Annotated in this window: 13 protein-coding genes; 10 read left to right on the forward strand and 3 right to left on the reverse strand. The window is 74.8% G+C overall.

Translation table 11 applies throughout. The features are described 5' to 3' along the window. The first annotated feature begins 42 nt into the window (after positions 1–42). From ACH4RG_RS20825 to ACH4RG_RS20860, 8 genes are all read left to right on the forward strand, one after another. Positions 43–948 (forward strand): ABC transporter ATP-binding protein, encoded by a 906-nt coding sequence (locus tag ACH4RG_RS20825; protein WP_397917845.1) that lies wholly within the window; start codon positions 43–45, stop codon positions 946–948. Between the two features lie 73 nt (positions 949–1021). Further along, positions 1022–1156, forward strand: coding sequence for a streptamidine family RiPP (amiA, locus tag ACH4RG_RS20830; RefSeq protein WP_361872703.1), 135 nt, complete (start codon positions 1022–1024; stop codon positions 1154–1156). 147 nt (positions 1157–1303) lie between these two features. After that, on the forward strand, positions 1304–2284 hold the full coding sequence (locus ACH4RG_RS20835; RefSeq protein WP_398539950.1) for a hypothetical protein: 981 nt from the start codon (positions 1304–1306) through the stop codon (positions 2282–2284). Continuing rightward, positions 2281–3969 carry a CocE/NonD family hydrolase gene (locus tag ACH4RG_RS20840; protein WP_398539951.1) on the forward strand — a complete coding sequence of 563 codons (1689 nt, stop codon included), beginning with the start codon at positions 2281–2283 and terminating at the stop codon, positions 3967–3969. Before ACH4RG_RS20835 ends, ACH4RG_RS20840 begins: the two co-directional genes overlap by 4 nt. A gap of 2 nt (positions 3970–3971) precedes the next feature. Further along, the gene (locus ACH4RG_RS20845; RefSeq protein WP_397927311.1) at positions 3972–5339 is read left to right on the forward strand and encodes a YcaO-like family protein; all 1368 of its coding nucleotides are present in this window, start codon (positions 3972–3974) and stop codon (positions 5337–5339) included. Positions 5340–5353: 14 nt separating this feature from the next. Beyond that, positions 5354–6967: a nitroreductase gene (locus tag ACH4RG_RS20850; protein WP_398539952.1), complete on the forward strand. Its 1614-nt coding sequence runs from the start codon at positions 5354–5356 to the stop codon at positions 6965–6967. Then, a complete protein-coding gene (locus tag ACH4RG_RS20855) occupies positions 6964–8703 on the forward strand; it encodes an ABC transporter ATP-binding protein/permease (protein ID WP_398539953.1) in 1740 nt (579 codons plus the stop codon). The genes ACH4RG_RS20850 and ACH4RG_RS20855 overlap by 4 nt, the downstream gene beginning before the upstream one ends. Beyond that, positions 8700–10502, forward strand: a complete 1803-nt coding sequence (locus ACH4RG_RS20860) for an ABC transporter ATP-binding protein (RefSeq protein WP_397917851.1) — start codon at positions 8700–8702, stop codon at positions 10500–10502. The genes ACH4RG_RS20855 and ACH4RG_RS20860 overlap by 4 nt, the downstream gene beginning before the upstream one ends. A gap of 56 nt (positions 10503–10558) precedes the next feature. On the opposite strand, the gene ACH4RG_RS20865 is transcribed toward ACH4RG_RS20860, so the two are convergent. From ACH4RG_RS20865 to ACH4RG_RS20875, 3 genes are all read right to left on the reverse strand, one after another. Continuing rightward, entirely contained in the window at positions 10559–13024 is a 2466-nt protein-coding gene (locus ACH4RG_RS20865; protein ID WP_397917852.1) for a SpoIIE family protein phosphatase, read from the reverse strand. 230 nt (positions 13025–13254) lie between these two features. After that, positions 13255–14487 carry a glycoside hydrolase family 26 protein gene (locus tag ACH4RG_RS20870; RefSeq protein WP_398539954.1) on the reverse strand — a complete coding sequence of 411 codons (1233 nt, stop codon included), beginning with the start codon at positions 14485–14487 and terminating at the stop codon, positions 13255–13257. A 122-nt stretch (positions 14488–14609) separates the two neighbouring features. Beyond that, positions 14610–15899: a cytochrome P450 gene (locus ACH4RG_RS20875; RefSeq protein ID WP_397927316.1), complete on the reverse strand. Its 1290-nt coding sequence runs from the start codon at positions 15897–15899 to the stop codon at positions 14610–14612. A 261-nt stretch (positions 15900–16160) separates the two neighbouring features. On the opposite strand from ACH4RG_RS20875, the gene ACH4RG_RS20880 reads away from it, so the two are divergent. Then, on the forward strand, positions 16161–16646 hold the full coding sequence (locus tag ACH4RG_RS20880; protein WP_397917855.1) for a tyrosinase family oxidase copper chaperone: 486 nt from the start codon (positions 16161–16163) through the stop codon (positions 16644–16646). 19 nt (positions 16647–16665) lie between these two features. Continuing rightward, on the forward strand, positions 16666–17529 hold the full coding sequence (locus ACH4RG_RS20885) for a tyrosinase family protein (RefSeq protein ID WP_397917856.1): 864 nt from the start codon (positions 16666–16668) through the stop codon (positions 17527–17529). Positions 17530–17585: the final 56 nt, after the last annotated feature.

Below are 17585 nucleotides of genomic sequence, written 5' to 3' on the forward strand. Positions count from 1 at the left end.
CGACGGCGACGGAAGTGGAGGACAGTGGATGAGGAGGGTGACATGCCGGAAGGCCTGACCGGACAAGTGGAGTCGAGCCCGGTGGAGGCGGCCGGGCCGGAAGCGGAACCGGGCGTGGTGCCCGGCCCCGAGGTCGTCCGGGCGGAGGGGCTGACCTTCGGCTACCCCGGCCGCATGGTCCTGCGCGGGGTGGACCTGAGCGTCCGCGCCGGCGAGCTGGTCGCGCTGATCGGGCTGAACGGCTGCGGCAAGAGCACCCTCCTCAAGCTCGCCGCCGGACTGCTCACCCCGAGCGGCGGGCGGGTCCTGCTCGAAGGCGACGACGTGGCGCGGCTGCCCCGCCGTACCGCCGCCCGGCGTGTCGCCCTGCTCCATCAGTCCGCGCCCGCCGTGCCGGGACTGACCGTGCGCCAACTCGTGCGTCAGGGACGCTACGCCGCCCGGGGTCCGCTCGGGATGCTGCGGGAGGGAGACGACGAGGTGACGTCGCGGGCGCTCGCGGACGTCGGCGTCACCGCCTGGGCCGACCGGCCCGTGGACGCGCTGTCCGGAGGCGAACGCCAGCGGGTCCGGCTGGCCATGGCGCTGGCACAGGACGCCCGCGTGCTCTTCCTGGACGAGCCGACCACCTATCTCGATCTGCGGCACCAGCTGGAGGTGCTCCAGACGGTCGTACGGCTGCGCGCGGAGCGTCGGCTGACGGTGGTGATGGTGCTGCACGACCTCAACCACGCCGCGCGGTTCGCCGATCGGATCGTCGCGCTGCGCGAGGGCCGTGTCGCCGCCGACGGGCCTCCGGCCGAGGTGGTCACCCGGCGTCTGCTGGCCGAAGTCCTCGGCGTGGAGGGCCGGGTGGGGGTCGACAGCGAGGGTGGGTGGCCCGTCTGTTACCCAGATCACCCTCTCGATCCGCTGCAGCTATTGCGGAATGAAAATCATATTCATTAGTGTCTGTGCTGCGGCAGTCGCCGACGCCGCGAACGAAGCGCCCATCCGATCCTTCCGAATGGAGACTCGACTCATGGAGAACAACAAGGTGTTCAGCCCGATCGCCGACCAGGGGCAGCTCGCGCACCTCTCCGCCACCCACTCGAACGCCCTCGTCGAGAACCCCTTCGACGACGCCGTCGAGGCCGACACCGCGACCGAGAAGTAGGAGACGCCTGCCGCTGACGGCAGGTACCCCGCATGGCGCGGGGGCGGGCCCGCCCGGTGACATCCCGGGCGGGCCCGCCCCGTTCAGCCCGTTCAGCCCGTTCAGCCCCGAACGTCCTGCTTCCTGCTTACCGCTTCGGAGGATTCCGTGAACCGCAGTCGACTCGCTCCCGGCACCGGGATCGTCACCGTCCCCGGTGAAGCCCCCGTCCTCCGGACGTCCGGAGGGGAGTTTTTGCGCATCGACACCGGCGGTGTCGCCGGCGAGGCCCTGGTGCGTCGGCTGGCGGGGGAGGAGGCGTCGGACGAGGACGCGCCGGACGGGAGCGGGCTCGCCGCCGAACTCGACCGACTCGTCCAGGCGTTCGTGACGGGCGGGCACGCGGTGCCCGCCCCGCCGCGGGCCCGGCTCGCCGGCCGCACCGTCCATGTCCTCGGTGATCCCGTGCTCGCCGAGCCGCTGGCACGCTGCGCCGGAGCGGAAGGCGCCGTGATCCACCGGATCACCGCGGACCGCGTGGCGGAGCTCGCCCGGGCGGCCCCGGACCACCGCACCGAAGGGCGCGTCGCCGTGGTGTGGTGCCTCGACTCGCCCGTGCCCGAAGGGCTCTGGGACACGGCGGACCTCCTGCCCGGGCGGCGCGTCGCCTGGCTGCGCTGCCACCGCGAGGGCGCCCACTGCTGGACCGAACCCCTTGCCGCGGCCCCGGAAGACGTCACCTCCCGTCACGTCAGGCTCCGCAGACTCGCGGCCACCCCTGCCCATCGCGAACTCGCCGCGTACTGGGCCGGGCACCGGACCCCCGACACCGGACCGCACCCCACCGAAGCCTCCGCCGCCCTGATCGCCGCGCTCCTCACCGCCGACCTGCTCGCCTGGGCCGAAGCCGAAGCCGAAGCCGAAGCCGAAGCCGAAGCCGAAGCCGAAACCGGGGCGCGGGCCGATGCCGGGACGAGCCGGGCGACCGTTCTCCCGGTGCGCCGTCGGTTGCGCCGCGTCGATCTGCGCGATCTCACCTTCACCGAGCACCCCGTGCTCCCCGTCCCGGAGGTCGCGCCCCTGCCCGCTCCGGCGCGGACGCGCGCCGGTCTCGGAGCCGGAGCCGGGGCAGCCGAGGCGCGTGCGTGAACACCCGCACCGTGTACGTCCCCACGCCGGACGGCACCGCCCTCGCCACCGACGTATGCCTCCCGGACGGCACCTGCCCCGTCCCCGCCGTCCTGATCAGAACCCCCTACGGGCGCGGCGCCCACCGCGCCGAGCTGCGCGGCTGGGCGGCGCACGGATTCGCCGCCCTCGCTCAGGACGTTCGCGGCCGCCACGGCTCACCGGGGGAGTGGCACCCCTACGGGGGCCACGAGACGGTGGACGGCGCGGCCACCGTCGCCTGGACCCGCGCACAGGTGTGGAGCAACGGGGAGGTCGTCGCCGCCGGCGCCTCCTACGCCGCGTACTGCGCCCTCGTCACCGCACTCACCGCCCGCGACACCGCCCGCGACACCGCCTGCGATGCCGCCCGCGACACCGCCTGTGATGCCGCCTGTGATGCCGCCCGTGACGCGGCCTGCGATGCCGTCCGCGACGCCGGGCCCGGCTCCGGCCCGGACGACCTGTCCTGCGACGGAGTCCCCGACGCCGTGATCGCCGCTGTCCCCGCGCTCGGACTCGCCGACACGGCGCGGGAGCCCGGGGGGCCTGAGCGGCTGTGGGCCCGGGCCGGCTGGTGGGCGGCCCACGGCGACCGCCGCGACTCCGACCCGGACGCGTTGGCCCGAGCCCTGGCGGACGATCCCCGACTGCTCGAACACCTCCCGGTCGCCCGCCTCGCGGAGCGGCTGGCCGAGGGCCTTGGGCGCGAACTGCCGTCCTGGCCCGGCCTCTGGGCCGGCCGAGGGCGAGGCCGACTTGTCGCGCTGGGCCCCACCGCGCGTCTTCCGCTGCTCGCCGTCGGCGGCACCCGTGACCCCTTCGCCGACGACACCGTGGCCCTGTGGCGCGGCTGGGGCGGACCGTCCCGCCTGCTGCTCGGGCCCTGGGGGCACCGTCTCACCGCCGACCCTTCCGCGCCGGCCCGCGCCCGCGTCAACCTCGGTGCGCTGTACGTACGGTGGGCCCGCGCGGCGCTCGCCGGGCAGCTGGAGCCGACGCGGTACGGTGTCATCGCCCTCGGCGACAGCGGTCGCTGGCACCACGCCCCGGGAGCGGCGATCACTCTCGACGCCACCCCATCGGACCGACCGGAGACGGACTGCCGCTGGTCCTTCGGCTCGCCCACCGGTCTGCGGCTGCTCCACGGAGCCGAGTTCAGCGCCGACCCGGACCGTCCCGTGCGCTCCGACGACCTCGCCGTCCCGGCCGACGGCGACCGTGCCGATCGCTGCCTGCTCCTCTCGCCACCGCTGCCCCGTCCGCTCGACCTGGCGGGAGCCGCCGTCGCCCGGATCAACGTCACGGCCGACACGCCCAGTGCCGACTGGGCCGTACGCCTGACCGCGCTCGACCCGTCCGGCCATGCCGATCCGCTCGCGTTCGGGATCGTCCGGCGCACCGGCCCGCCCGGCGAGGCCGCGGACGTCACCGTGCCGCTCGGCACGCTGGGCCGCCGACTGCCCGCCGGGACCCGGTTGCGCGCGGAGATCGCCGGACACCACTTCCCCGCCCACGCCCGTAACCCGCACACCGGGGAGGACCCGGTCACCGCCACCCGGCTCGCCCCGTCCCGCCGCACCGTGAACCCCCGAGGCAGCGCCCTCCACCTGCCCGTCGTCGCCCGACGCCGCTACGTCGAGCCCGCACCGGAGATATGCCGTTGACCATGACCAACGCCCTGCCCGTCGAAGCCCTCGTCGATCCCGTCACCGGGATCATCCGCGACGTCGCCCCCGTCGAGCACCCCACCGGTGCGCCGCCCCGCTACACCGCGATGACCGCCGAGGTCGCCGACGCCCGCCGCCTCGGCGCCTGGCCCGCCGACCGCGTCTCGCTCGGCACCACGTTCGGCGACCCCCGGGGCGCCTGGATCGCCGCGGTGGCCGAAGCCGTCGAGCGCTACTGCGGCAACCGACTCCCCCCGCCCGGCCACCCCCAGGAGCCCCGCCGGGCCACCGCCGCCGAACTGGCCGCCGAGGGCCACCGCGTCTACGGGCCCGGCGCCCTGCCGACGTACGCCCCCTGGCAGTACGACCGCCCGGGATTCCCGTACACCGAACTCACGCCCGACACACCGGCTCTGTGGACCCGGGTCGTCGAGGACGGACGGCCGTGCTGGGCCCCCGTCGCGCTGACCCACCTCAACTGGCGGCAGGGGGAACTGCGTTCGCTGCCCCGTACCCACCATCTCAACTACGCGGGCATCGCCACCGGCCAGGGCCTCGACGACGCCGTCGAGCGCGGGCTCCTCGAAGTCGTCGAGCGCGACGCCCTGGAGCTGTGGTGGCACCTGGACGGACCCACCCGGGGCATCGACCCGGCGAGCGTTCCCGGGCTCACCGAGGACCTGGCCGGCTGCGGGCTGGACGTGCACATCGTGGAGATGCCCTCCGAGTTCGCCCCCTGTGTGGCGGCCCTCGTGCACGATTCCGGGCGCGGCATTTACGCGGCCGGGTTCGCCTGCCGCTACGACCCGGCGGAAGCGGCCCGCAAGGCCGTCCTGGAGGCCGTGCACACCTGGGTGTTCACCCAGGGTGCGGTGGACGCCGACGGCTGGGTGTACCGGGCGGTCGAAGCCGGGATGCTCGCCCGTGGCCTCTACCTCGACCACCGCGCCGACCGGCGCTATCTCGACGACTGCGGGACCGGGTTCGCCGCCGTGCGGGACCTCGGGGCACACGTCCAGGTCTGGCTGGACGACCGGATGTCCCCGCTCGCCCGCCGCTTCACCGAACCCGCCCTCGGCACGGTCCCGGTCACCGCGATCGCCCACGGCGGCCGCACCGCGCTCGACGCGGCGCTCGCCGCCGGGGGGCACCGGGTGATCACCGCCGACCTCACGACGGAGGACGTCGCCGAGACGACCCTGCGCGTCGCCCGCGTCCTGGTCTCCGGGCTGATCCCCAACGCCCCCGCTGCCTTCGGCTACTTCGGCTGCCCACGCCTCGCGGACGCGGCGCTCGCCCGGGGCTGGCGGACCCGACCGCCCACCGCCCCGGGGGACTTCACCCTCGCCCCGCCCCCGCACATGTGAAGGAGCGCGCCACCATGCCCGACACCCCGGCCCCGACCGGCGCCCCCGACCCCCGGACGCACCCCGCGTCCGGCCTGCTGCGCCGGGCCCTCGCAGACGTCCGCTCCTCGCGCGCGCCGGGCCTCTCCCCGCACGTTCCCGAGCGCCCGTTCCCCTGGAGCGGAGCCGGGCTGCCGTTGGCCGGGGACGGGGTCCGGTCCGGGCCGGACCCCGGGGCCCGGGGCGGGGCCGCGCTCGACCTCGACCGCGTCCTGCGGCTCTCGCTGGCCGCGCCCGCCGGCACACCGGGCCGGCTGCGGCCCGTCCCCTCGGCGGGAGCCCTGCACCCGGTGCGCGCGCACCTGTTGGCCGGGCCCGGGTGTTCGCTGCCGCGCGGGCGCTACGCCTACGACCCGCGTGCCCACCGCGCGCACCCGCGCGGCCCCGCCCCCGAAGGCGTACCTCCGGGCGTCCTCGTGATCCTCACCGTGGTCGCGTCCCGCACCGTCGCACACTACGGCCACCGGGCCTGGCCGCTCCTGCTGCTGGACACCGGCCACGCCGCCGCGGCCCTGGCGCTGGCCGCGCCCCCGGCCGCCGACGTCCTGGTCTGCCTCGACGCGGACACCGTCCTTCTCGCCGCCGCCGCCGGGCTGCCCTCCGCTCCGGACCGGCCGGACGCCCGGCCCGGCACCGAACCGGAAGTGCCGCTCGTGGTAGTCGGGTTGACACCCGTGAGCGTGACAGCCGACGCCCCCGGGGCACTCATGGCCTGGTCAGGCACACCCTGTAGCGGAAACCCGTCGCCGCGACCCGGCGCGGGACCCACCCCGCCCCCTGAACTCGCGGCGACACTCCATCTGTTGCACCACATCGCGGCATCCCCCGAGCTGCCCGGCGGCACCTGGCACCCGGCCGTCCGTCCGGGACCTGTGACCGACACGGCCCTGGAGGCGCGCCGGAGCGCCCCGCCCGACGACCTGAACCACCCGCCCGGCGAGGAGCAGCTCGCCCGGCTCCTGACCACAGCCGGGACAGCGCGGCCGGACGGACCCGTCTGGACCGCGGCGCTCGGCGGGGGTGCCCCGGCCCTGTACGCGAAGGCTCCCGGCAGCAGCGGACTCGACGTCCGCGCCTCCGGGGACGCGCGTCCCACCCTCGCCCACTGGGCCGCGGGCCAGCAGTGGATCGGCGGCGCGGGCGCGGTGCTCCTCGCCCACGGCTGCCCCGACGTCGCCCCGCCTGCCACTGTTCGCACCGGCCACCTCGCCGCCGGGTACGCGGCCGGAGCCGTCCAGGCCCACGCCACCGCGCTCGGCCTGCGCTCCCGTCCCGTCGGATCCTGGCAGCGGGCGGATCTGGGCGCGGCGCTGGGCGAGACTCCCGGACGCGACTGGGTCGTGCACGGCCTCGTGGTGGGAGCGCCCCCACCGCCGGGCCCCGTGGACCCGGGCCCCGTGGACCCGGGCCCCGCGGACCCGGGTTTCGTCCGACGCCCAACGACCGCCGAAACACCACCCGCCCCACCACCGCCCGCCTCCGCGGCCCCCGGCACAGCGAGCCCGGTGCCCGCCCCGACGGCACCCGCCCCAGCGCCCCCGACCAGCGCCGCCCCGGCGGCTCCGCCCGGCGAGGAAGAACGCCCATGATGCTCCACCCCGAACTCCTGCGCGCCGCGAACAGCGCGCGCCGCCCGCTCGGCCTCGCCACCGCCCTGCTCGCGGCCGTCGCCGCCACCCACCTCGCCCAGGCGGTCCTGCTCGCCCTCGTGCTCGCCCGGATCGCCCGGGGGGAGGCGGCCGCCCTCGTCCCCCTGCTCACCGCCGTCATCGCCGTCGTGCTGGTCCGCGCCGGACTCGGCCGCGCCCAGCGCCTGACCGCCGTCACGGCGGGAGCCGCCGTGCGGGTCAGGCTGCGCGACACCCTGCTGGAGCGGCTCGGCGCACTCGGCCCCACCGCGATCACCGGCGCGCGCGCCGGAGCCGTGCGCGCCACGCTGGTGGACGGCGTCGAGGGCGTCGACGCGTACGTTTCGCGCTATCTGCCCCAAGCGCTCATCACCTGCGCCGTTCCACCGCTGCTGCTCGTCGCCGTCGCCCTCGTCGAGCCGTACGCGGCCCTCGCCCTCGGCCCCGCCCTGCTGCTCGCCCTGTTCGGACCACGCTGGTGGGACCGGCTGCTCGCGCGGCGGGGCAAGGAGCACTGGGACTCCTACGAAGCCCTCGCCGCCGACTACCTGGAGGCGCTCCAGGGGATGCCGACCCTGCGCGCCACCGGTGCGATGGGCCGCGTACGGGAACGGCTGGAGCGGCGGTCGGCCGCCCTGCACCGGGCCACCGTCGCCAAACTCCGCGTCTCGCTCGTCGACACCGGCCTCACCGACCTGGCCGTCCAGGGCGGCACGGCCGCCGCCGTCCTCGTGGCGTGCTCGTCGGCGGCCACCGGCCGTACCGCCGCCACCGGCACCTACCTCCTTCTCCTCCTCGCCTCGGAATGCTTCCGCCCCGTCCGCGACCTCTCCCGCGAGTGGCACGCGGGTTATCTCGGGGTGTCCGCGGCCGACGGAATCGCCGCCCTGCGCACCGCCGAGGCCGCCGTGTCCGACCGGGGCACCCTGGCCGGCTCCTGGGAGAGCCCACCCGAAATCCGTTTCGAGGACGTGCGCTTCACCCACCCGGGGAGCAAGCTGCCCGCCCTCGACGGCGTCACCTTCACCGCGGCCCCCGGGCGCACCACAGCCGTCGTCGGACCGTCCGGGGCGGGAAAGTCGACCCTGCTGAGCCTGCTGCTGCGGCAACGGGACCCGGACAGCGGCAGCCTTACTGTCGCCGGGACGGCCACCGCCGCGTACACCCTCGCCTCCCTGCGCCGGGGCATCGCCGTCGTCTCGCAGGACACCTACCTCTTCCACGCCACCATCGCGGAGAACCTGCGGATCGCCCGCCCGGCCGCCACCGACGGACAACTGCGCGCCGCCGCCCGCACCGCCGGGATCGACCAGGAGATCGCCCGCCTGCCGCGCGGTTACTCCACCCTCGTCGGCGAACGCGGCGCCACGCTCTCCGGCGGGCAGCGCCAACGGCTCGCCCTCGCACGGGCGGTGCTGGCCGACGCCCCCGTCCTGATCCTCGACGAGGCCACCAGCGCGGTCGACGAACGCGGCCAGGCCCGCATCGTGCGGGAACTGTCGGCGGCCGGCCGCGGCCGCACCTGCGTCGTCGTCGCCCACCGGCTCGACGCCGTACGCCACGCCGACCACATCGTCGTCCTCGACGCGGGCCGTGTCGCCGCCGCGGGCGACCACACCACCCTGCTCGCGGGCGGCGGCGTGTACGCCTCGCTCGTCGCGGCCGGGCGCACCGCTCAGGAGGAGCGCGCCGCATGACCTCGACCTCTGCCCCGACCGGCCCGGCCCGTTCCCCCGGCGGCGCCGTCACCGACGACGCCGCGACCGGCGCCCTGCGCTCGCTCCTCCCGGTCCTCGGCGCGCACCGAGCCACCGTCCTGCGCACCTGCCTGGCCGCCCTCGTCGACCAGGCGGCGCTGGTCGCCCTCGTGACCCTCGCCGCGTACACCGTGGGCACGGCCGTGACGGAGCACCGCCCACCCGCCCCGGGGACCGTCGCCGTCCTGATCGGGCTGGTCCTGCTCCGGGCGCTGGCCACCTGGCGGGAGATGGACCTCTCGCACGACCTCGCCTACCGGGTCCTCGCCGAACTGCGCGTCCGGGTCTTCGACGGGCTGGCCCGCAGCGCCCCCGCCCGGATCGCGGGCCGGCGCAGCGGCGACCTCGCGGCCACCGCGCTCGGGGACGTCGAAGCACTGGAGTTCTTCTACGCCCACGCCATCGCCCAACTCCTCGCCTCCGGCGTGGTCTTCGCGGTGTCGGCCGCTGTGCTGGCGGCCCTCGGCCCCTGGCTGCTGCTCGCCGTCGTGCCCGCCGCGCTCCTCCTGATCTGGTCGCCCCTGTTCGAGGCGCGCGGACGGGCCGAACGCGGGGCGCGGACCCGGAGCGCGCTCGCCGAGGTGTCGTCCGAGACGGTGGAGAGCGTCGACGGACTACGCGAACTCCTGATGGCGGGAGCGTTGAACCGCAGGCGGGCCCGGCTCCGGTCCGCCGGACGTCGGCTCGCCCGCGCCCAACGTGCCGAACAGTCCTGGGAGACCGGTGCGGGCGCCGCCCGCGACCTGCTGGTCGTCGCCGCCGTCATCGGGGTCGTGGCGGCCGCCGCCCACGCCGCGTCCGCCGGACGTCTCGACGGTGCGTGGGCCCCGGCCGCCATGGCACTGGCCCTGGGAGCCCTGGCCCCGGTCGCCGAATCGGCGGCCGCACTCGGCCGGGCCGGGGGTCTGCGCGCCGCCGCCGCCCGGGTCCGGGCCGCCGTGCACGCCCCCGCCGGAGCCCCCGCTCCCACCGTCCCCCGCCCCGTACCGCCGGGACCGCTCGGCCTGCGGCTGCGCGGAGTCCGGTTCGGCTACGGGGGAGAGGCCGTGCTGGACGGCCTCGACCTGACGGTCCGGCCGGGCGAGACCGTCGCCCTCGTCGGAGCGTCCGGGGCGGGCAAGTCGACCTGCGCACACCTCCTGGCGCGCTATTGGGACCCCGAGGCCGGCGCTGTCGAGCTGGTGCCCGCCGCCCCGGCCGGCCCCGTGGACCTGCGGGACCTCACCGAGGAAGACCTGCGCGCCGCCGTGTCCGTGGTGGGGCAGGAAGCCCCGCTCTTCCACGGCACCCTCGCCGAGAACCTCCGCCTGGGCACTCCGGACGCCACGGCGGACGAACTGGGCGCGGTGACCCGGATCTGCGGCATCGACCCCATCGCCGACGCCCTGCCCGACGGTCTGCACACCGCCGTCGGCGAGCGCGGCGCGACCCTGTCCGGCGGCCAGCGCGCCCGGGTGGCCCTGGCCCGGGGGCTGCTGAGCGGCCCGCGGGTACTCGTCCTGGACGAGACGACGGCCCACCTGGACCACCGGGGCGACGCGGAGCTGTCCCGGGCGCTCGCTGCCGACTCCGCCACCCGGACGACCCTGGTGATCGCCCACCGCCCGGCGACGGTCCGCAGGGCCGACCGGATCGCGGTCCTGGACGGTGGGCGCATCGTCGAGGAGGGCACATGGGACGAGCTGATCCGGGCGGACGGCCCGCTGACCCGTCTCTTCGCCCGTGAGGAGAGTCCTTGAGGAGAGTCCGGAGGGGACGTCCCGCAGTCAGGGGGCGTCCCGCGGACCGGGCCGGATCAGGGAAGGGGCTGCTCCGCCCAGATGATCTTCCCTCGGGGGGTGTAGCGCGTGCCCCACCGATGGGCGAGCTGAGCGACCAGGAACAGCCCGCGCCCGCCCTCGTCCGTTGTCCTGGCGTGCCGCAGCCGCGGCGAGGTGTTACTGGCGTCGGACACCTCGCAGGTCAGCGCCGACTGGAACAGCAGCCGCAGCCGCACAGGACCTGCGGCGTACCGGATCGCGTTGGTCACCAGTTCGCTGACGATCAGCTCCGTCGTCATCGACAGCTCCGCGAGCCCCCACGTCTCCAACTGGCGGGAGACCTTGGCCCGGGTCTCGCCGACCGCCGCGGGGTCCACGGGCACGTCCCACGAGACCAGGCGCTCGGGGCTCAGGCGGTGGGTCCGGGCGAGGAGCAGCGCGATGTCGTCCGGCTGCGGGACGGGCAGCAGCTCCTCGACCACCGCCGGACACAGGTCCTCCAGCGGCATTCCGTTCCGGGACACCGCCCGTCCCAGACGGTCCATTCCGCGCTCCAGGTCCTTGTCGGCCCCTTCGATGAGCCCGTCGGTGTAGAGGCCGAGGAGGCTTCCCTCGGGCAGCTCGATCTCCAGGGACTCGAAGGGCAGCCCGCCGAGTCCCAGGGGCGGCCCGGCGGGCAGATCCGGGAAGCTGACCGTGTTGTCCGGCGTGACGATCACCGGTGGCGGGTGGCCGGCCCGGGCCATCGTGCAGCAGCCGTTCGCCGGATCGTAGACGGCGTACAGGCAGGTGGCCCCCACGACCGTCGTCCCGCCCCGCTCCTCCGGTCCCCCCGCGCGCTCCTCCTCGCTCAGCCGCAGAACGAGATCGTCCAGGCGTGCCAGCAGCTCGTCCGGGGGAAGGTCCATGTCGGCCAGCGTCTGTACGGCGGTGCGCAGCCTGCCCATGGTCGCGGCGGCCCCGATGCCGTGTCCGACGACATCGCCGATGACCAGGCCGACCCGGGCCCCGGACAGCGGGATCACGTCGAACCAGTCCCCGCCGACCCCGTCCTTCGCGTCCGCCGGAAGGTACGACGACGCCACGTCCAGCGCCGTCCCGCCGCGCAGCGTGTGCGGCAGCAGGCTCCGCTGGAGCACCAGCGCCGCGGTGTGCTCCCGGGTATAGCGGCGGGCGTTGTCCACGGACACGGCCGCACGCGCCACCAGCTCCCGGGCGGGCGCCACATCGTCCTCGTCGAAAGGCACCGGATTCCGCGACCGCATGAACGTGGTCAGCCCCAGCACGGTGTCGCGCGCCCGCATCGGTACGGAGATCAGCGAGTGCAGCCCGAACTCCCGGAGCCGGGCGGCCCGTGCGGGCTGCTCCACCGTCCACCCGTGGCTGTCCGGGTCGAGCACCGGGAGCAGGACCGGGTCGCCGCCCAGGAGGAAGTGCGCGTCGTGCGGCGGAGGCACGAAGTCGACCGCCTCCCCGACCCGTACGACCGCCTCCGGGCAGCCCTCCCGCACCGAGCTCAGGCCCGCCCGGCGCATGGCCGGCCGCTCGCCCTCGGCCGACGCCGCCGACCCCGGCCGGTCGCCGCCGAACGAGGTCTCCAAGAGGTCCACGAAGACGAAGTCCGCGAACCGGGGCACCGCGAAGTCGGCGAGCTCCTGCGCCGTGCGCTGTACGTCCAGGGTGCTGCCGATACTCGCTCCGGCCTCGTTCACCAGCGCGAGCAGCCGGCGTGCGTTCCACCGGTCGGTGACGTCGAGGACCATGCAGCCGATGCCGATCCACCGGCCCCCGGCGTCGGCCAGCGGGAAGAACGAACTCGCGAACGCCCGCCGACGGCGCGGATCGGGCCAGCTCCAGCCCAGGTACTCGTAGTCCGTGATCGCCTCGCCGGTCGACAGGGCCTGCCGCATCAACCGCTCGATGGGCGTCGCCAGTTCCCTGGGCAGCACCTCGCTCGGCCGGCGTCCCAGACGCTGTTCCCGGGGCACGCCGTCGACCCGTTCCAGGGTGTCGTTCAGCCAGAGGTAACGCAGGTCGGGGTCGAGCACCGCCATGCCGACCGGCGACCGGGCCAGGAAGCCGTCGACCACGGACCCGCGCATCGTCCAGTGCGGGGTGAGTTCCCGCCCGGACACCAGGAAGCCCTCCCGCCCGGCGATCAGGAACGAGGCGGTGACCCGTACGTCGATGTCCAGCGACCGGCCGTCCCGGGCCCGCAGGGGGACCAGCCCGCTCCACCCCGAACCGGCCCGGCAGCGGGCGGCCACCGCGGCCGTGCGCCGGGCGTCCGGAGGGCCCGTGAGCAGCCGGGAGGCGGACCGGCCGACCACCTCGGCCGCCGGATACCCGAGCAGCGCCTCGGCTCCGCGGGTCCAGCCGATGACCGTGCCGTCCCCGGCGATCACCGCCGCCGCGCCGTCGGTCGTCCGCGCTGGTTCCAGCCCGTCCCCGGAGGGCAGCGGGCCGGGCTCCGCCGGGGAGCCCTCGTCGGCGGATGCCATTGCACCTCACCACCCTCTGTAGGTTTCCATGGTCGCTCGTTGCCCCGGACCGCGCCCGGTGCGGGGTTCGGGCGCGGACTGTCCCTCGTTCGGCGGCGTGACGGAGCGGGCCGCGTACGCGTTGGGTGGTGGTGACAAGCGGTTGCTTGTCCACCTGCCCCGCGCTGGACCCGTGTGGGTGGACGGCTCCGGCCCCGACGGGAGGGCCGGAGCCGTTTCCATGCCTGGGATCAGTAGCGGAAGCAGATCTCGCGCTCCCGCAGCCCCGGGCCCAGCCAGTCGCCGAACGGGACCGGCACGCACCACTCGCGGGCGGGCGGCGCCCCGGCCCCCGGCGCCGTGGGCGCCGACGCCACCGGGGACGGCACCACCGACGGCGGGACCGTCGGGGAGGGCGCCGGATCCGTCGGGGCGGCGGTAGGCGCGGGGGTGGGGGGCGGGCTCGACGCGGGCGCGGCCATATCGGTCAGCATCGTCCGGAACACCTTCGACGACCGCGGATTGCTCTCGCACTGCCAGACGCCGTGCGGGCAGTAGTCCGTGATCGTCTGGTACAGCGGCTCGTGCCGGTCGATCCACTCCAGCATCCGCCGCATGTACTCGGGGTTGTCACCGTTGCGGAAGAGCCCCCACTCCGGGAAGGAGATGGGCTTCCCGTGCTCCGCGGCGAAGTCGACGTGCTTCTGGAGCCCGTACGGGTCGGTGATCTGGTCGTCGAAGGTCTCGCCGGGCGGCTGGTCGTAGGAGTCCATCCCGATGATATCGACGACATCGTCGCCCGGGTAGCACTCGGTCCACGGCACCGCGTCCCGTCCCCGGCTCGGCGTGAAGTCGAAGCGGAAGTCCTGACCGGGCACCTCGCGCATCGCCGTGACGATCCGCTGCCAGTACGCCTTCCAGGACGCGGGATCGGGGCCGCACCGATGGGTGTACGTGGTGCCGTTCATCTCCCAGCCGAGCACGATCACGGTGTCGGGAACGCCCAGCTCCACCAGCCGCTCCGCGAGCCGGGTGAAGTGCTGGTCGTACTCTCCGGCCGCGCCCGCCCGGAGCAGGGCGCGGACCTCGTCGTCGGGGACCCGCTCCTCGTTGCGCTCCAGCATCGGCACGTTCAGGACGAACATCCGTTCCGGGTCCGCCTGTCTCCACTCCGCCCAGGCGTCGAGGAAATCGGGCGCCCCCTCGATGTTCACCCACAGATCGCCCGGCAGGTACGTGTGCCCCACCCGTAGTTCCGCCCCGCCGAGCCAGCGCGACAGCTCGGCCATCCTGCTGACCCCTGCGGGCCCGTAGTCCAGATACGCGCCGTGCGCCGTGCCGCTCGCCGCCCCCGGGGCGCCGGGGGCGGCGCCGTCGACGGCATCGGTGCCCGGCGGCGACTGCCCCGCGATGCCGCCGCCCGCCAGGAGGCTGAGAGCTGCCGCCGCGATGCACGAAACGATGAGACGGCGCTTGGCCGGCATTACTCCTCCTGGCTGCGGTGAATTCCGGCCGGTTCGGCCCGATAGGGAGAGAGTCGCATCATCGTGCACCGGGGGCATGCGCAGGAGTCCATTTATCGTATTCGGCGTTGCGTACGTGCCGATCAGGTGAATGTGGGGCCGAACGTGAAGGGGAGCGAGCCGACGCGGTTGTCGAAATTCGAGTCGACCAGGTCCGGATCTCCCAGATTCCGCATGACGGGACGACGGTCGATCAGTTCCCGGAAGAGCGCCGTCATTTCGAGCCGCGCCAGATGCGATCCAAGGCAGTGGTGCGGGCCCCCGCCGCCGTATCCCAGATGGGGATTGGGCGACCGGGTGATGTCGAAGCGGTCTGGCTGGGTGAAAACCGTCTCGTCGCGATTGGCCGACGCGTAGATGAGAGCGACTTTCTCCCCCGGGAGAAACGTACGGCCGCCCAGTGCGCATTCGGTGGCGACAGTCCTGCGGAACTGGATGATCGGCGTCGAATGCCGCACGATCTCGTCGACGGCGCCGCCGATGTACCGGTCGAAGTCGGACCGCAGCAACTCCCGCTGCTCGGGATGCCGGTCGAGCAGGAACAGTCCGTGCGCGATGGCGTTGCGGGTCGTCTCCACCCCCGCCACCAGCAGCAGCGAGAAGAAGGCCCCGAGTTGCCGTCCGGAGAGCGCCTCGCCGTCGATGTCCGCCCTGACGAGCGCCGAGACGAGGTCGTCCTCGGGGTGACGGCGCCGTTCCCGGGCGAGCCGCCCCATGACGCACTGCATCCGGGCCAGCGACGCCAGCCCACGGCCGGGAATCCGCAGCCGGGCCCGGCCCCGGCGCTCGACGCCGACGTGCTCCGAAGCATGGTCGATCTGCTCCGCGATCCGCGCCCGGTACGTCTCCGGAATGCCCATCAGGTCGCAGATGACCTCCAGCGGCAGCCGCGAGGCCGCGGACGGCATGAAGTCCCGGGGGCGCTCGGCGATCAGCTCGTCCACCAGCCGCCCGGCGAGCCGGCCGACGTTCTCCTCGACGTCCGCCAGCAGCCGGGGGGTGAACCGCCGCGAGATGATCCGGCGCAGCGCCGCGTGCTCGGGCCCGTCCATGTTGACCATCGAGTTCCCGAACAACGCCTTCGCCCAGCCCGTCGGCTCCGGGGTGGTGACCCCCGGAGCGCTCGCGAACACCAGGGGCGTGCGGCTCGCGGTCCGCACGTCCGCATGGCGCACCAGGGCGTGGAACGGCTTCCCGGCGGTGCGCGCGGCACCGGCCCGCGGAGTGAACAGGACCGGCGCTTCCAGCTCCCGCAGCAGGGCGAAGGCCCTGAGTCTCACAGGGCGGGGCAGCCGCCAGAAGGCCGGGTCGGCCAGATCGACGTCCGCCGCGCGCAGTACACGGTCCCCGGACAACTGATACGGAACGGTCATGCCCATCACCTCCATGGTTCGCCAGGCCATGGTCCGGCCCGCCGGCCGCGAGGAGCGTCGTCGACGCGGCCCGACGCTCCCGATGAGTCCGCACGCTCACGCGTTTGACGGAACGGAGCCGGCGACTGTGCGCCGTACGCCGCACGCACGAGAACTGTTTCGTCACCGCCTCGTTGTCAACATCGCCATCAGAAGCACCTCGGACGAGTGAGCAAGTCACGAGTCGACGAGGCGAGTCAACGAGAGGCAGGCAGTCATCTCATGAGCCCCACCCCCGCGAAACCGGGCGGCGCCCGCGTTCCCTCCCGCCGGATCGTCCTGCGCGGAGCCTTCACCGCCGCAGTGGTCACGGGCACCGCGGGCGCCCTGCTCCCGCTGCTCGGCCGTGAGCGGGCCGCCGCGGTCCGGCCCGCGCCCCGGGCACCCGCATCCGGCACCGGATCCCGCCCCGCACCCACGGCGGAGGAGTTCGCCGAGATGTACCGGGGCCGGGAGATCCGGGCGACGGCGACCGCCGTCGTCCCCGCCGGCGCCACGGGCGACGACCGGGTCTCGATCGCCGCCGGACCGGGCGCCGAGATCCGCATCGACGGCAGGCCCCTGCACGTCATGAGGCGGGCGGACGGCACCTATCTGAGCGACGTCCGGCACTACGAGTCGTATCCGACGCTGCTGGAGGCGGCCCGTGCCGCCGTCGACGAGCTCGGAGCCGCCCAACTCGCGCACCCCGCCGCGCACCGCATGTGAACCAGGAGGACCAGCACCGGTGTACACCCGCAAGAACCAGCGCGACCTCACGCGCACCGAGAAGCGCCGGCTCGTCGACGCGATCCTGAAACTGAAGCGCTCGGGCCGCTACGACGACTTCGTCGTCATGCACCGGGAGTACTACGTCATGGACACCGAGCGGCGGCCGCGCCCGGCGCACATGACGTCCTCGTTCTTCCCCTGGCACCGCCAGTACCTGCTGGAGTTCGAGAAGGCGCTCCGGGGCGTCGACGCGGGCGTCAGCGTCCCGTACTGGGACTGGACCCAGGACAACAAGCCGACCTCGTCGCTCTGGGCGGAGGACTTCCTCGGCGGCAACGGCAGGACCGGCGACCGCCAGGTCACCACCGGGGCGTTCGCCTACGGTGCGGGCAACTGGCGCGTCGGCAGGGGCGTCACGGACGAGCGCTACCTCACCCGCAACTTCGGCAGACCCGGCCGCGACCCGGTCTCCCTCCCCACCAGGAACGACCTGGCGCGGGCGCTCAAGGACCCCGTCTACGACACCGAGCCCTGGAACAGCGTCTGCGCCGGGGGCTTCCGCAACCGCGTCGAGGGGTGGGGGATCCGGGGCGTGCGCGGGGTGGGCCTCCACAACCGGGTCCACCAGTGGGTCGGCGGCCCGATGGCGGGCGCGGCCTCGCCCGAGGACCCGGTGTTCTGGCTCCACCACTCCTTCATCGACCTGCTGTGGGACCGGTGGCGCAAGGCCCATCCGAACTCCGCCTACCTGCCGGGCCGCAAGCCCGCGTCGCCGGGGCCGGACCGCGACTACGTCTTCGGCCTCGACGAGGCGATGCCCCCCTGGGGCGTGACCCCGAGGAAACTCCTCGACCACGGCAAGCTCTACCGCTACGCCTGAGCCCGGACGGAGGAACGGCCGGCCCCCTCCGCGAGGAGGGAGCCGGCCGTTCCGGT

The organism is Streptomyces sp. NPDC021019, assembly GCF_044333295.1.
Taxonomy (GTDB): Bacteria; Actinomycetota; Actinomycetes; order Streptomycetales; family Streptomycetaceae; genus Streptomyces.

What these genes read in the sequence shown, in the direction of transcription:
- ACH4RG_RS20865 (WP_397917852.1), bottom strand. Translation starts at nt 13,024, where the DNA reads ATGGCATCCGCCGACGAGGGCTCCCCGGCGGAGCCCGGCCCGCTGCCC.
- ACH4RG_RS20860 (WP_397917851.1), top strand. Translation starts at nt 8,700, where the DNA reads ATGACCTCGACCTCTGCCCCGACCGGCCCGGCCCGTTCCCCCGGCGGC.
- ACH4RG_RS20880 (WP_397917855.1), top strand. Translation starts at nt 16,161, where the DNA reads ATGAGCCCCACCCCCGCGAAACCGGGCGGCGCCCGCGTTCCCTCCCGC.
- ACH4RG_RS20875 (WP_397927316.1), bottom strand. Translation starts at nt 15,899, where the DNA reads ATGACCGTTCCGTATCAGTTGTCCGGGGACCGTGTACTGCGCGCGGCG.
- ACH4RG_RS20845 (WP_397927311.1), top strand. Translation starts at nt 3,972, where the DNA reads ATGACCAACGCCCTGCCCGTCGAAGCCCTCGTCGATCCCGTCACCGGG.
- ACH4RG_RS20825 (WP_397917845.1), top strand. Translation starts at nt 43, where the DNA reads ATGCCGGAAGGCCTGACCGGACAAGTGGAGTCGAGCCCGGTGGAGGCG.
- amiA (WP_361872703.1), top strand. Translation starts at nt 1,022, where the DNA reads ATGGAGAACAACAAGGTGTTCAGCCCGATCGCCGACCAGGGGCAGCTC.
- ACH4RG_RS20855 (WP_398539953.1), top strand. Translation starts at nt 6,964, where the DNA reads ATGATGCTCCACCCCGAACTCCTGCGCGCCGCGAACAGCGCGCGCCGC.
- ACH4RG_RS20850 (WP_398539952.1), top strand. Translation starts at nt 5,354, where the DNA reads ATGCCCGACACCCCGGCCCCGACCGGCGCCCCCGACCCCCGGACGCAC.
- ACH4RG_RS20870 (WP_398539954.1), bottom strand. Translation starts at nt 14,487, where the DNA reads ATGCCGGCCAAGCGCCGTCTCATCGTTTCGTGCATCGCGGCGGCAGCT.